Source organism: uncultured Maricaulis sp., assembly GCF_947259345.1.
Taxonomy (GTDB): Bacteria; Pseudomonadota; Alphaproteobacteria; order Caulobacterales; family Maricaulaceae; genus Maricaulis.
Genome location: NZ_CAMYLS010000007.1, coordinates 41,626 through 54,708, shown reverse-complemented (window position 1 = coordinate 54,708; position 13,083 = coordinate 41,626). Strand labels below are relative to the sequence as shown.

Genomic DNA, 13,083 nt, shown 5'->3' with positions numbered 1-13,083 from the left:
GCTCAATCACGATGGTAAGGCGTGCCAGCGAGAATGGATATGGCACGGTAGAGCTGCTCGGCGAGCATCACGCGCACCAGTTTGTGCGGGAAAACGGCCGGGCCAAACGCCAGCATCAAATCCGGCGGGGGCAGTAGGCTTCGGTCGTGACCGTCGGCGCCGCCAATGCAGAATACGGCCTCACGACATCCTTCATCGCGCCATTGGCCGATATGCCGGGCAAGCTGTCGCGAGGACAGGGCCTTGCCGCGCTCATCAAGGAGAACGAGGCGAGTGCCGGGCTCAAGACTCGCAGCCAGTGCTCGGCTTTCTTCGCTCGCGCTCTTGAGTGAGCGGTTGTCGATCTCGGTTTCTAACAAGGGGCCCAGGCCGATCGGACGACCGGTCGCGGTGCCGCGACCGGCATAGTCATCGACCAGGTCTCGTTCGGGGCCGGATTTGATCCGGCCAAGGGCCGCGATACGCAGCTTCACCTAGGAAGCCGAAGCGCCTGGCTCGACCGACCACATTTTCTCCAGGTTGTAGAATTCCCGGACTTCAGGTCGGAACAGGTGAACAATGATGTCGCCAACATCGATCAGGACCCAGTCATTGGTCTGGGTGCCCTCAATACGGGCCTTCCCGCTGCCGGCATCCTTGAGCTTGCGCACAAGGTGATCGGCCAGCGAGGCGACATGCCTTGCCGAACGACCTGATGCGATGATCATGATATCGGTGATGGATGATTTTCCACGCAGATCAATGGCGACGACGTTTTCCGCCTTGTCGTCATCGAGCGAGTCGAGGATCAGGGTTTCCAGGGCCTCGACGGGGCCGTCATCGCCGGTGACGCGAACGGCAGCTGCCGTTTCCTGCTCAGCGCGGCGCGATAATTCCGTAGACAGGGTCTAAGTCCTCTCTGTCATCCAAACACAGACCTCACTGTATCACGCTTTGTCGGCCGGTTCGAGCCAATGTAGCGTGAACAGATCAGCCGGGTCGGACCAGGAATGCAGGACATCGAAACCCACTGATTCTGCTAGGGAAGTGAAGCTCTCCGGTGTGAACTTGTGGGAGTTCTCGGTGTGAATGCTCTCTCCCTCGCGCAGTTCGAACTCTTGCCCCGACACCGTAAAGTGCAGGTCACGGATGGCGACCAGGTGCATCTCGATGCGAGCCTTCTGCGCATTCCAGACGGCTTCGTGGCGCAAGGCCGATGGATCAATCCTTCCGTCCAGTTCTTCATTGATCCGGTCGATCAGATTGAGATTGAAGCGGGCGGTTACTCCGGCGCTGTCGTCATAGGCCGCGACGAGGCGGTCGGGATCCTTCACACGGTCGGCGCCAATGAGAACTGCATCACCGGGGCGCATGGCGCTCCGAAACCCGGCCAGGAGCTCGCGCGCGCCATCCGGCTCGAAATTGCCTATCGTGGAGCCCGGAAAGAAGATGAGCCGCCGACCGCTTTCCAGTGTGAGATGATTGAGATCCAGGCCCTTGGTGAAGTCGGCGCAAATCGCCCCGACTTGGAGATTTGGGTAGTCTGCGGCAATCTCCTGGCACGCGGTCTCAAGGTGCTCGCCTGAAATGTCGAGGCCGACATAAGCTGCGGGTTCGGTGAGGGCATTCAGAAGCTTCCGGATCTTCACGCTGGATCCTGAGCCCGGCTCGATCACAACCGCGCCCGGCCCTGCGAGGGCCGCTAGCTCCGTTCCGATCTGGTCAAGAATATCCAGCTCGGTGCGCGTAACATAGTATTCCGGGAGCTCGGTGATCTCGTCGAAGATCGCCGAGCCTTTGGCATCGTAGAAATAGACCGGCGTCAATTGCTTCGGGACTCGCGAGAACCCGTCCAGCACATCAGCCAGAAAATCGCCGGCCGGTGGATGCTGGTCGTCGTAAAAAGCAAGCGCTGCGTGAGCGCTCGGGCGGCCGGAGACCCGGTCGTGCATGGTATTATCCTGTCGGCGTCGTCTGGAAGATCAGTTGCGGGCGCGCAGCGCGGTCGAAGAGTGAGAGTGTAACCGCTCAGTCAGATAGGTCCATGCCGGTGCTGATTGGAGGGGCAGTGCAGCGGCTTCGCTCTCACGAATTCGTGAGCCGGCATATTGCCGCGCGGCGCGGGAGAGGCGCGCGCGCACGGCATCCTGGGGTCTGGAGATGACGGCCACGGGAACGGTTTCGAATATCGCCGTCCAGTTGGCCCAGCGATGGATGCCGGCCAGATTGTCGGCGCCCATCAGCCAGACAAAGTGGGTCGCGGGGTAGCGGCGTCTGAGATGGTCGAGCAGGTCGATGGTCCGGTTGGTGCCGAGACGTGTCTCGATATCACTGACTTTCATGCCCGGCTCGTTCGCGATGGCTTCGACCGCAGCAAAGCGTCGTTCGAAATCGCCGGATGCGGTGGCTTTCAGGGGGTTTTGCGGCGAGACGAGCCACCAGACCTGGTCCAGTCCCAGGCGTCGCAGGGCGGTGCGGGCGACGTGCCTGTGACCGGCATGCGGCGGATCGAAACTGCCACCAAACAGGCCGATGCGCATGCCTGCCGACACGCCCTCGCCGCGAAGTGCTCCGTCGCGCATCATTGACCAGCCTCCGGCGATGAAACCCGAACAATATCGTCCGTATGGACCAGCGCCGCCGCGCGGCGATAGCCGAGACGGTCCTCGGTTTCGTCGCTCTGGCAACCGGCAAGCTTGCGGGCCTCCTCGGCCCCGTAGGCGGTGACCCCGCGGGCCACGAGCTGGGCGTCCGGTCCGAGAATTCGAACCGTCTCCCCGCGATCAAACTGCCCCTCGACCGCCGTTACGCCGACGGGCAGCAGGGATTTGCCGTCGAGCAGGGCTCGTACCGCGCCGGCGTCGATATGGAGCGCACCGTTCGGGCTGAGCACGCCGGAAATCCAGCGTTCGCGGGCGCTCGCCGAGCTCCGCGCCGGGTGAAACCAGCTGCCATGATCCGGCCGGGAGAAGCTGAGAATGGGCTTGTCTGCGGTCCCAAGGCCGATGGCCGTCGCGCAGCCGGATGCACCCGCCAGCTCGGCGGCCAGGATTTTCGTGCGCATCCCGCCCGTGCCGACGCCGCGCGCGCTGTTCGCGTCTCCGGCCATGGCGCGGATGTCTTCATTTATGGCCGGGATGTCGCGCAGTGCGCGCGCGGACGCGTCGGAGCGTGGTTCAGCGTTGTAGAGGGCGTCGACATCGCTGAGCAGGACCAGAAGGTCGGCCCCGGTGAGCTGAGCGACCCGGGCTGCGAGGCGGTCATTATCGCCATAACGGATTTCGTCCGTGGCGATCGTGTCATTCTCGTTGACGACGGGCAGGGCGCCCAGATCAAGCAGGGTGGAGAGGGTTGCGCGTGCATTGAGCCAGCTTCGGCGGCTCTCTGTCACATCAAGGGTGAGAAGGGCTTGGGCCGTGGCCACGCCGTGGACTGCGAAGGCCCGCTCCCAAAGATCGAGGAGGCGGGGCTGGCCCGTCGCGGCCGCCGCCTGCTTCTGTTCGAGCGAGAGCGTTCCTGTTGCAAGGCCGAGCCGGTCGCGGCCCAGTGCCACAGCGCCGGATGAGACCAGCGTGACGCGGGTCCCGGCCTCGCGGAGGGTCATGATATCACGGGCGATGGCAGCAATAACCGTATCGCCAGCCTGGATCAGGCTGGAGCCAACCTTGACGACGACGCCACGCGCCGTGCCGAGGTCACGCGGTGTCATGACGGCGTCCAGCCATCCTCGCCATCTTCGGCCGCGAGGGCGGCTTCAATGGCAGCCTTCTCGGCCCGGCGGGTTTCCAGAACGACATCCCAGGCGCGGCCGCACAATTCCTTGACGCCGGTTCCGGCGACACCGGACAGGGTCATGACCGACTTGCCGCTTTCCGCTTCCAGGGCCGCCACTTTCTCGGCCACCATCTCGGCATCCATCGCATCCGTCTTGTTGAGGGCGAGGATTTCGTGCTTGTCAGGAAGGCCGTCGCCATAGGCTTCCAACTCGCCGCGGACGGTACGGTAAGCGCCGACCACGTCCTCCTGGGTGCCATCGATGAGATGGATGAGGGAGGCGCAACGTTCGATATGGCCGAGGAAACGGTCGCCGATCCCGGCGCCCTCATGCGCGCCCTCGATCAGGCCGGGAATGTCCGCCACGATAAAGCGAGAGCCCGGCCCCAGATCAACCACACCCAGATTGGGGTAGAGGGTGGTGAAGGGGTAGGCGGCAATCTTCGGATTGGCGCGGCTGACAACGGACAGGAAGGTCGACTTGCCGGCATTGGGCAGGCCGACGAGACCGACATCGGCGATCAGTTTGAGGCGGAGCCAGATCCAGCGCTCCTCGCCGGGCCAGCCGGGAATGGTCTTGCGGGGCGCCTGATTGGTGGAGGTCTTGAAGTGGGAGTTTCCCTTGCCGCCATCGCCGCCGCGCGCCAGCAGGACGCGCTGGCCGACTTCGGTCAGGTCCGCGAGGATTTCTTCCTTGTCCTCATCGAGGATTTGCGTGCCGGCCGGAACCTGCAGAACGACATCCTCGCCGCCGGCGCCGGTCCGGTTGCGGCCCATGCCGTGCATGCCGGTATCGGCCTTGAAGTGCTGCTTGTAGCGGTAGTCGATCAGCGTATTGAGGCCCTCAACAGCCTCAACCCAGACATCCCCGCCCTTGCCGCCATCGCCGCCATCCGGGCCGCCATACTCGACATAGGCCTCGCGCCGGAAAGACACGCAGCCGCCACCTCCATTGCCGGAGCGGACATAGACTTTGGCTTGGTCGAGGAATTTCATGAAAGGGACTTTCCGGACTCTCGGGGGTGTTGGTCCGTCTATACAGGCAAATCCGGTGGAGATCAGTGCGTTTTTGCGGTGAGGCAGCCGCAATGAGGGCAAGTCTGTTCCCGCGCCGCAAGCCGCGCCAGGCGGATGTCGACTTTTGGAGGCTTGTCCGCCACAGGGATGCGGGCTGACAACAGCGTAGGGCGTGGGGCCAAAATGGTCGACCCGAGCCTGTCCATACACGATTTTTCTGGCGTATGAACCCGAAAACACTGGAGAATATTGACCGATCAAACTGTCCTTGATGGTGGAATGACCAAGTCGAACAAGTCAGCCAAGCGCCCGACCAAGAAAACCGGCATGCTGGAAGTCCGGGTTTCTCCCGAGGAGAAGACGGCTTTCCTGGATGCGTGCCGGGCGGCGGGACGTTCGGCCAGCGCGGTCATCCGAGATGCCATGCGCGCTTATACCAGTTTTGGTCCGATGGCGCGCGCTCAAGGGAGTCCGATCATGATTGCATCTGCCTTTGCCGGCGCCACAGCCGGTGCTTTTTTGTTGGTTCAGTTCATCCAGTCTGCGGAGGCGGGCGATGCTGAGCGTCTGTATGGCTTCGACACCTTTCGAGCCTACGCTGTTTCGACCCTTTATGACCGTGAGATGAGCTGGGATGAATACCGCACGCGGGCGGGGTCCTTGCGGGACGTCATGGAGCAGCTCGCGGCCCGGGAGACGGAAAACTTGCCGTACCACCTGCGCCAGACCCTCGGTTCCAGATCCGGTGAAGTAATTGGCTCAATTTTTATTCCAGCTCGACTCGATCCGGGTGTTTTCGGGGATGAGCTGGACCGGGTGTCGGCCGGTTGCTGGGCAGTGCTGGAAGCCTACCGCCTCGAATATCTGCTCTACCGCTTCGAGAGCTGGGATGTTGACAGTAGCGGCGATGTGAGCGCGCGGGAGTTCAGTGATGCCCGCTTCAGAAGTTTTAGTCGCGGGTTCTCCCTCGAGGACAAGGACGCTGACGGCTTCATCACCGCAGCCGATCTCAGCCCGGCGGTTGTGCAAGCCTGGAGCGAGGCGCGCGAGGCTGCCCCCCAGCCGCCCGTGGCGGAGCAAAGACCGCGCCTGGATCGCGACGCCGTTGCGGTCGCCTGTGCGGCTGAGCGCGAATGGTCCGCGCCGCAACCCCGGATTTCAAACGCCGAATACCTGCAGGAACCGCCTCAAGGAGAGGCCCCGCCTTTGCTCTCGGCGGCCGGGCATATTGCGGCACGGGATATTAATGGTGACGAGCGGGTCAGCTTTGCCGAGTACTTGGCGTCCTCCGGGGAGTAGTCCGCGTTCGGGCATGGCTGCGTGGAGACCATGTGTGGTTCATCACGCGAAGCGGCGAGCTACGGCGACGATTGTCAGCCGTTGGACTGCCACACCATGTCTCGAGTGGTAGCCTTGCCCATGCGGGCCATGCTGAACAGGTCTGCAGTGTCCCCGGTATACTGGAAGCCGAGCTTCTCGAGAACGCGCCCTGATGCCGGGTTGTCGATGTAGTGCCCGGCGATGACCCGTTGCGTGCCCAGCGTCTCGCGCGCATAGCCAATCAGGCCACGCCCGAGTTCGGTTGCCAGACCCTGTCCCCACCAGGGCTTGGCGATCCAGTAGCCGATTTCCCAGTCGGCGCCGGCGGTGCGCTTGAAGACGCCGCCGCCGCCGATTACATCGCCATCCATTTCCACGGTCAGCGAAAGATTGCCACCGGGCTGCCAGCTGGCGCGCGTGATCAGCACCCACATCTCCGCGGCCAGCTCCGGATAGGGATGCGGCACGCGGGCTGTATTCTTTGCGACGTCGTAATCACCCAGATAGGTGGCAACAGTGCCGGCATCTTCCAGCTCCGGCAGGCGCAGCACCAGGCGTTCAGTTTCGATCCGCGGGCCCATGAGCCTCTCCTCGCGGGGGCAAAAGAAAAGGGGAGGCGGTGGTCCGTCTCCCCTTTAAACGCATCTGGCGTTTCCGGACCTGCCTGTTCAAGACACGGTCCGGATATGTGCGAACCGCTTATTCAGCTGCCTTGGCCGTCGGTTCTACCGAGACGAAGGCCTTGCCGCCGGACTTCTTCGCGAAGACCACGCGGCCTTCGGTAAGTGCGAAGAGGGTATGGTCCTTGCCCATACCGACATTGGTACCCGGATTCACCTTGGTACCGCGCTGACGCACGATGATGTTGCCCGGAATGACTTCCTGGCCGCCATACTTCTTCACACCAAGGCGGCGACCTGCGGAGTCGCGACCGTTACGGGATGAACCGCCTGCTTTTTTGTGAGCCATTGATCAGTCCTCCGATTACTTGGCCAGCGCCTTGGCGGCGTTGATCCAGTCGTTTTTCTCAGCCTTGGCCTTGAGACCGGTGATGGTCTCGTTCAGGGCGTCCAGATCGGCTTCAGTCCAGGCCGCGACCTGAGCGAACGTGGTGATGCCGGCTTCGTTCAACTTGGTGGCGAGGGCGGGGCCCACACCGGTCAGCTCGGTGAGCGCGTCGGCGGCAGCAGCCTTCGGGGCCGCAGCCTTCTTGGCCGGAGCCTTCTGGGCCTTCGGCGCCGCAGCTTTTTCAGCTTTCGGAGCGGCCTTGGCTTTCGCCTTCGGAGCGTCTTCGTTCTTCGGCGCAGCTGTGGTCGACTTCAGCTTGGTTTTGGCTTTTTCGCCAGGTGCGACGATTTCCGCGATGCGCACGACCGAACCCCACTGACGGTGGCCCTTCGTACGGCGGTAATTCTGACGGCGGCGCTTCTTGAAGACGATGATCTTGCGGGCGCGATTGGTATCCAGCAGCTCGCCGATAACCTGGGCGCCATCAATGGTCGGCGAGCCGACCGTGACGCCGGCATCAGAGCCGAGCATCAGAACGTCACCGAGATCAAGCGTGTCGCCAGCGGCGCCTTCGAGCTTCTCGATGCGAATTTCGTCGCCAGCGGCAACGCGGTATTGCTTACCGCCGGTCTTGATCACTGCAAACATGATCGTTTCTATCCTTTTGTCCGATCCGTCCGATGGCCGCGGGATCACCTTGATCCGGTTGGCTCGGCGGGTCCTTTTTCTTCACCCCGTATGCCCGGAGCGTTGTTCATCATTTATGGGCCCGCAACGGCTGGCCGCGCGAGCAGGAGCGGGCGTTATACGCATGCCCGCCCCAGAGTCAATCAGCTGTCAGTGCTAAATGCGCGTGTTACCGGCCCGGGCCGCCAAATGTGTCCGGCCGCACTTCGCCACGATTGCCTTCACGCGTTGAGTCCACACCCTCGCGCACGCGCTCCTGGTAGGCGTCCCACTCGGCTTCCGTATAACAGATGCGTTCACGCTGACGCGTACCGGTGACCTGGATGCGACGGCAGGTGAAACGATCACCCTCGGACGTGACGCCCTGATCCGGGAGTGCCTCTGCCACTTCATCGTTGGACGTGGTTGCGCAGCCCGCGACAGCGGTGAGCGTGGCAGCGCCGACGGCGCAGGCGAGCGTCTTGATATTGAACTTGGTCATACTGGTCACGAAACCCCACATTGCTTGTTTGCCGGGACCCTAGAGGAAGGTGGCGGGGTAGGTAAAATAAATTTTTGCTTGCCCTGCGGCGCGTGTGCAGCATCCAGCCCTTGATTTTGTCGGCCCACTCGGTCACAACCCCGCTTCCCCGCGGAGAGGTGCCGGAGTGGTCGAACGGGGCGGTCTCGAAAACCGTTGAGCGCGCAAGCGTTCCGAGGGTTCGAATCCCTCTCTCTCCGCCACATATCTTCCTGACATTATTAGATATAATTTCGGTGCGCGGTTGCCACGCCGGCGCGACTTTTCCCGGCATGCAGACCTTGGCGTATGACCGGTCCCGGCGCGATATGTCCCGCCGGTCTCTGTTCGGGCTTTGAGGCCGATCGGGAAGGCTGGTTTCCCAAAATTTGCCGAGCCGTCGGGAGTTGGTCGAAAAAACCCGATCTCCCAATTATTCGCAAAAGTTTGTCGCGACCAACCGATTTTGGGGAAGCACTCCCTCGTGCGCAAATAGAAGGTCCAGGCTTCCCTTGATACCGACAAGAACCGGGCGATTGATCCGGTCGAACAGGGGGTGAGTCTCCAAGGAAGCCTTGCCGTCTTGGCGGAATGGCGTCGGCTGCCGACCTGACAATGCGTCGAAGTTGGGCTTTCGAGACCGCTCCGCGTTCGCCTGACAGTACCCGTCAGTGAGCTGCGGCCAGTCCGTAATCCAACAGGATGGCCATCATCTCTTCGGCGAACACCGCGGCGGTCTGCCGGATAAGTGCGCGGTCCGTATCGTCGCCGAGTTCATAGGTGATAGCCGGGATCATGAATCGACCGAACATATAATTCTTGGCGGTCGGCAGGTCCGATTGGTGCCGCTCTGCCCGTTCGATCTCATAGCCAGGCAAGCGCGCGCCGGCACGCTCCAGCCAAAGTCCCGTGAAGCGATACGGCGTTCCGTCTTCGCCGGCAGGTTGGGTGTAGAACACATCCCGATTGGTGGAATGAAAGTCGAGGAACAGGACGGGTCGCGTGGACGCCGATTGATCCAACGTGTCGATGGCGTCACGGGCTGCACGGGTCTCCGGTTGAGCAAAGGGCCCCCAATCACGATTGAGATCGGTGCTGCCGCGATTGTGTCGCCAGTACCCGTGTTGTACGCCGTCCGGATTAAGCAGGGGCAGGATGACGACACCGTATGTCGACCGGAACTCCTGTGCCAGGGCGCTGCTACCCAGCACAACCTCGACAAATGCCTGCATCGCCACCGCCCCCGTGGTTTCGGGCGGATGCTGGCGGCCTATCAGTACGACACTGCCCCGACCAGACTCAGGATGGTGTGTGATCATCTCGATCGGGCGGTTCTCCAGCGAGTATCCGACAGTCGAGACCGATAGGTCATTGCGTGTCCTGTAAGGCATCATCCAGGTCGCGTAGTCGCTAGCAGTCAGGATTTCCTGACCGGTGAGAAAGACAGGTGCGGCGTCGAGATCCAACCGGATATGGGCCACGGAGCGGTCGTCGGATACTCTAACGTCAGCGTCATCCACATAGGTCCAGTTGTCACCGTCTGGCCCGGTCTTGGGGCGGTAGCGGTGCCGAGCGTCGCCATAGAGCAGATTGATCTGTACCGGGCCAGCGGTTTGCGGTGTCAGGCGCACAGCGTACCAGGGGCTGGGATTGATCGGTTGGTCTTCCGGCCGGATCGTGATGTCGAACTCGCGCGGCCCGGCGGCCTGGCAGTGGGCCATTGCACCACCTTCAAACGCGGCATCGACCCGCACCTCCGAACTGGCGCAGGTCTGGCTGCCGGGCGTGGACGCTCGCGGCGGCATTGCCGGGGTCGCGCAGGCGGCGAGGCCGGCTGCAAGGATCAGGACAACAGGTTTCATGGCAAGGTTCATTGTGATGGTGGTCGGACCGGATCGGACTGGCGAGCCAGGCGAGCCTCGGCGATCACCTGATCCACGATATTGGAGTCGAGGCCGAGATAGGTCGTCGGGTCCAGCAGAACCTCCCATTCCTGCGGCTCCAGCAATGCATGGAGTTCCGCGTCGGCTTCGATGGCCGCACGCAAGGAGAAGCCGCTGTCGACTGCGCCCGCGGCCAGATCGCGCAAGCGAAGCTCCGCGCGCTCACGTCCCAGCGTGTCCTGCACTGCGAATACGATGCGCTGTGTCAGAATCCAGCCCTGGCTGCGGTTCAGATTCTCGGCCATGCGAGCTTCGTCCACCTGAAGGCGGGCAATCAGACGGCTGGCATCACCCAGCATGTTTTCGGTGGCGATGGCGACAGTCTCGACAGCCCGGTTGGGCCGGGACGTGTTGTCGCGTTCAAAGATGTTGACCATGTCGTCCTGGACGATCTCGGCGAGGCGCGGAATGGTGCGGCTGTGTTGGATCAGAGCTTCAGACAGGGATGGGTTGATCTTGTGCGGCATCGCGCTGGAGCCGACAGCCCCGCCGGGCCGCTGCTCCACGACCGAACCGATATCGGTCATCTGCAGCAGGAACACCTCCTGACCCAGCCGGCCATAGGTTTGCGCGATCATGGACTGGATCAGCGCAAACTCAGCGAACACATCCCGGCTGGCATGCCAGTCATCCGGATAGGGCTCCGGTAAGCCCAGTTCGGCGGCCAGGCTGACTTCCACTGCGCGGCCTTGCGGCCCCATGCCCAGGAAGCTGCCGACGGCACCGCGCATGCTGATCGAGCGTTCGATCCGATCCAGGACTTGAGACAGTCGCTCGATGTGGCGCCGGTTCTCGCCGATATAGCCGGTCATCTTCTTGCCGAAAGTGATGGGCAGGGCGTGTTGGCCCAGCGTGCGTCCAATCATCGGTGTCGACTTGTAGCGCTCGGCCAGTTCGAACAGTTGAAGCTCGATCGTGCGAAGGTCCTCGATCAGTTCGAAAACGCTGTCGCGCATCTGCAGCATAATGGCGCTGTCATACAGGTCGACTGTCGTGGCGCCGAAGTGCAGGTAATCGGCGCTCTCCTCATCGAGTGAGCGGCGCAGGACGTTCAACAGGGCGACCATGCGGTGGCGGACCCGAGCATATTCCGCGTCGATCTCTGTCTGCGGGATGCGGTCCGGAATCGCGGCGGCGGTTATGGCATTGGCCGCGCTCTGCGGGATCACGCCATGACGCGCCTGCGCGCGGGCCAGGGCGGCTTCGAGGCGCAGGACGCGGGCATTGAGCGAAGCCGTCGTGAAGATTTCGGCGATTTGCGTGTTGCGCTCCAAGGGGGCGACTTGCGGGACAAAGCGTGGCGCGGTCGGTGCCGCTAGCGGCTCGACCAGTGCAGCCGTCTCCTGCTCGGTGACGAGCTCTGTGGTATCGGGTGGTTGACCGGAGCAGCCCAGGGCGAATGACGTCGCCAGCAGGATCAGCGTCTTCATCGGGGTTCTGCCGTCAGCCCGTACAGCAAAACATGCAGATAGTCATTCGTCGCCGACTGTGGCTCTTCCGAAATCCGCCAGTCTTTCAGACTATTGGCGGCGGAGAGTGTGAAGCCGTCATTGAGGAAGAGTATATTGGTCAGGATCGCTTCCACCGTGCCGGTATCCAGCTCGCGTGCCGCGCCGTCAGCAATCGCCGCGGCATGGGCGTCACCAAGTCGACGCGAAATATTGCGCAGTCGCGCTTGTAGGCGGTTCTGCCTGGCGATGGGCAGGGCGGTCATCAGGCCCAGCCGGATCAGGGGGGTCACGCCGCTGGCCTGGGTGTAGATCAGATCGAACAGGACGCGGTGTATGAAGCCGAGGCCTGAATGGGCATCGGCGGCACTGTCCAGGGTCGCTTCCACCACCTCGAGCGAATGCTCCATGCATTGATCGAGAAAGCTCTCCTTGTCGGGAATGTGATAGTAGAAGGCGCCGCGAGTCACGCCGAGTGACTTGGCCACATCGGCCAAGGAAACGCCGTCGAACCCGTATGCGTTGAAAAACCGGATGCCTGCCTTGAGGAAGGCCTCGCGCTTCATCTTGTTGCGGGCTTTGCGGTCGAAGATCTGGGGCAAGTCATTGCCGGGCGAAAACTGCGGCCGTATGGGCGCCAGCGTCTCACAAGAGCAGGTCAGCCCGCTGCGCAGCACGTCCAGCAGAACCGAGGAGGCTTGACTGAACTCGGCGCGCGACATGGTGCCGGCACTGGTCTTCAGCCAATCGAGCAGCGCAATCAGGCAAAACGTAACCGGCTCGCTCCGACCCAGCCCGTGAGGGGCTAGGTTCATCCAAGCCAGAACCATGGCATCGACACTGCCGACAGCTGCACTTAGGCGCGACACGATCCGCGACCTGGCCTCTTCCGGCAGTGTGCCCAGCTCCTGTAGCTGGGCGGGCTGATCGCGCCGTCCGTCCAAAGCATCAATGAGCTGATCGCTGTACGCCTCAAATACGGCGAGCACCCTTTCGCCGGCATCGGCGTCAGCTGTACCGGCGGCCTTCACGGCATCTTCCAGGAATTCGGCGGCCGTCAGGAAGACCGATTCGGCGAGTTCGTCCTTTGATGCGAAGTAGTAGGCGATGCTGGTCTTGGTCAGGCCGAGATCTGATGCAATGTCCTCTAAACGGGTGCCTTGGAAACCTTGCGCGATGAAACGCTTTGATGCCGCCGACCGGATTGCCGCGGTCTTGCGGTCACGCTCTCGCTGTCGAGAAAACGGCGATCCATGATCCGGGAATTCAGGTCTCAGAACGGTCATATCAAACTTTCAACACTGACTGCGTCGCGAGGCGTGACTCGCCCCAAGTGTAACTTCGTCGTCACAGGCAGCAAGTTTAGGCAGGCTGTTCGCATGAAATTTGAACCGAGTGTATAATTTTT

14 protein-coding genes and 1 tRNA gene are annotated in these 13,083 nt (G+C 62.3%); 2 read left to right on the top strand and 13 right to left on the bottom strand.

Features of this window, described 5'->3' with window-relative positions; all coding sequences use genetic code 11:
• Positions 1–2: 2 nt before the first annotated feature.
• Genes rlmH through obgE form a run of 6 tightly spaced genes read right to left on the bottom strand, consistent with a single transcriptional unit; the run spans position 3 to position 4,749 of the window.
• On the bottom strand, positions 3–473 hold the full coding sequence (gene rlmH / locus Q0X62_RS03875; protein WP_297731870.1) for a 23S rRNA (pseudouridine(1915)-N(3))-methyltransferase RlmH: 471 nt from the start codon (positions 471–473) through the stop codon (positions 3–5).
• Positions 474–884 (bottom strand): ribosome silencing factor, encoded by a 411-nt coding sequence (rsfS, locus tag Q0X62_RS03870; RefSeq protein ID WP_366946106.1) that lies wholly within the window; start codon positions 882–884, stop codon positions 474–476. It lies immediately after the preceding gene.
• A gap of 42 nt (positions 885–926) precedes the next feature.
• A complete protein-coding gene (gene egtD, locus Q0X62_RS03865) occupies positions 927–1,931 on the bottom strand; it encodes an L-histidine N(alpha)-methyltransferase (RefSeq protein ID WP_297731869.1) in 1,005 nt (334 codons plus the stop codon).
• 30 nt (positions 1,932–1,961) lie between these two features.
• Positions 1,962–2,564, bottom strand: a complete 603-nt coding sequence (locus Q0X62_RS03860) for a nicotinate-nucleotide adenylyltransferase (protein WP_297731867.1) — start codon at positions 2,562–2,564, stop codon at positions 1,962–1,964.
• The gene (gene proB / locus Q0X62_RS03855) at positions 2,561–3,688 is read right to left on the bottom strand and encodes a glutamate 5-kinase (protein ID WP_297731866.1); all 1,128 of its coding nucleotides are present in this window, start codon (positions 3,686–3,688) and stop codon (positions 2,561–2,563) included. Before proB ends, Q0X62_RS03860 begins: the two co-directional genes overlap by 4 nt.
• Positions 3,685–4,749, bottom strand: a complete 1,065-nt coding sequence (obgE, locus tag Q0X62_RS03850) for a GTPase ObgE (protein WP_297731864.1) — start codon at positions 4,747–4,749, stop codon at positions 3,685–3,687. Before obgE ends, proB begins: the two co-directional genes overlap by 4 nt.
• Before the next feature lie 300 nt (positions 4,750–5,049).
• Between obgE and Q0X62_RS03845 the strand changes: the two genes are divergently transcribed.
• The gene (locus Q0X62_RS03845; protein WP_297731862.1) at positions 5,050–6,069 is read left to right on the top strand and encodes a hypothetical protein; all 1,020 of its coding nucleotides are present in this window, start codon (positions 5,050–5,052) and stop codon (positions 6,067–6,069) included.
• 74 nt (positions 6,070–6,143) lie between these two features.
• Here Q0X62_RS03845 and Q0X62_RS03840 read toward each other — a convergent pair whose 3' ends face one another.
• The 4 genes from Q0X62_RS03840 to Q0X62_RS03825 form a co-directional block, all read right to left on the bottom strand.
• Positions 6,144–6,671, bottom strand: a complete 528-nt coding sequence (locus Q0X62_RS03840) for a GNAT family N-acetyltransferase (RefSeq protein WP_297731860.1) — start codon at positions 6,669–6,671, stop codon at positions 6,144–6,146.
• A gap of 118 nt (positions 6,672–6,789) precedes the next feature.
• On the bottom strand, positions 6,790–7,059 hold the full coding sequence (gene rpmA / locus Q0X62_RS03835) for a 50S ribosomal protein L27 (RefSeq protein ID WP_297731858.1): 270 nt from the start codon (positions 7,057–7,059) through the stop codon (positions 6,790–6,792).
• A gap of 15 nt (positions 7,060–7,074) precedes the next feature.
• Positions 7,075–7,746, bottom strand: coding sequence for a 50S ribosomal protein L21 (locus Q0X62_RS03830; protein ID WP_297731856.1), 672 nt, complete (start codon positions 7,744–7,746; stop codon positions 7,075–7,077).
• 208 nt (positions 7,747–7,954) lie between these two features.
• A complete protein-coding gene (locus tag Q0X62_RS03825; protein WP_297731854.1) occupies positions 7,955–8,275 on the bottom strand; it encodes a hypothetical protein in 321 nt (106 codons plus the stop codon).
• Positions 8,276–8,418: 143 nt separating this feature from the next.
• Here Q0X62_RS03825 and Q0X62_RS03820 point away from each other — a divergent pair.
• Positions 8,419–8,508: transfer RNA gene (locus Q0X62_RS03820), tRNA-Ser, on the top strand.
• A gap of 444 nt (positions 8,509–8,952) precedes the next feature.
• Here Q0X62_RS03820 and Q0X62_RS03815 read toward each other — a convergent pair.
• From Q0X62_RS03815 to Q0X62_RS03805, 3 genes are read right to left on the bottom strand one after another with little or no spacing between them, the layout of a single operon-like run.
• On the bottom strand, positions 8,953–10,146 hold the full coding sequence (locus Q0X62_RS03815) for a M14 family zinc carboxypeptidase (RefSeq protein ID WP_297731852.1): 1,194 nt from the start codon (positions 10,144–10,146) through the stop codon (positions 8,953–8,955).
• Between the two features lie 8 nt (positions 10,147–10,154).
• On the bottom strand, positions 10,155–11,657 hold the full coding sequence (locus tag Q0X62_RS03810) for a lyase family protein (protein WP_297731850.1): 1,503 nt from the start codon (positions 11,655–11,657) through the stop codon (positions 10,155–10,157).
• Positions 11,654–12,961, bottom strand: a complete 1,308-nt coding sequence (locus Q0X62_RS03805; RefSeq protein WP_297731847.1) for a TetR/AcrR family transcriptional regulator — start codon at positions 12,959–12,961, stop codon at positions 11,654–11,656. Before Q0X62_RS03805 ends, Q0X62_RS03810 begins: the two co-directional genes overlap by 4 nt.
• Between the last annotated feature and the right edge of the window lie 122 nt (positions 12,962–13,083).

Excerpts from the sequence above, each read along its gene's own strand:
- egtD (WP_297731869.1), bottom strand. The coding sequence starts at position 1,931 with ATGCACGACCGGGTCTCCGGCCGCCCGAGCGCTCACGCAGCGCTTGCT.
- Q0X62_RS03860 (WP_297731867.1), bottom strand. The coding sequence starts at position 2,564 with ATGATGCGCGACGGAGCACTTCGCGGCGAGGGCGTGTCGGCAGGCATG.
- proB (WP_297731866.1), bottom strand. The coding sequence starts at position 3,688 with ATGACACCGCGTGACCTCGGCACGGCGCGTGGCGTCGTCGTCAAGGTT.
- obgE (WP_297731864.1), bottom strand. The coding sequence starts at position 4,749 with ATGAAATTCCTCGACCAAGCCAAAGTCTATGTCCGCTCCGGCAATGGA.
- Q0X62_RS03845 (WP_297731862.1), top strand. The coding sequence starts at position 5,050 with ATGACCAAGTCGAACAAGTCAGCCAAGCGCCCGACCAAGAAAACCGGC.
- Q0X62_RS03840 (WP_297731860.1), bottom strand. The coding sequence starts at position 6,671 with ATGGGCCCGCGGATCGAAACTGAACGCCTGGTGCTGCGCCTGCCGGAG.
- rpmA (WP_297731858.1), bottom strand. The coding sequence starts at position 7,059 with ATGGCTCACAAAAAAGCAGGCGGTTCATCCCGTAACGGTCGCGACTCC.
- Q0X62_RS03830 (WP_297731856.1), bottom strand. The coding sequence starts at position 7,746 with ATGTTTGCAGTGATCAAGACCGGCGGTAAGCAATACCGCGTTGCCGCT.
- Q0X62_RS03815 (WP_297731852.1), bottom strand. The coding sequence starts at position 10,146 with ATGAAACCTGTTGTCCTGATCCTTGCAGCCGGCCTCGCCGCCTGCGCG.
- Q0X62_RS03810 (WP_297731850.1), bottom strand. The coding sequence starts at position 11,657 with ATGAAGACGCTGATCCTGCTGGCGACGTCATTCGCCCTGGGCTGCTCC.
- Q0X62_RS03805 (WP_297731847.1), bottom strand. The coding sequence starts at position 12,961 with ATGACCGTTCTGAGACCTGAATTCCCGGATCATGGATCGCCGTTTTCT.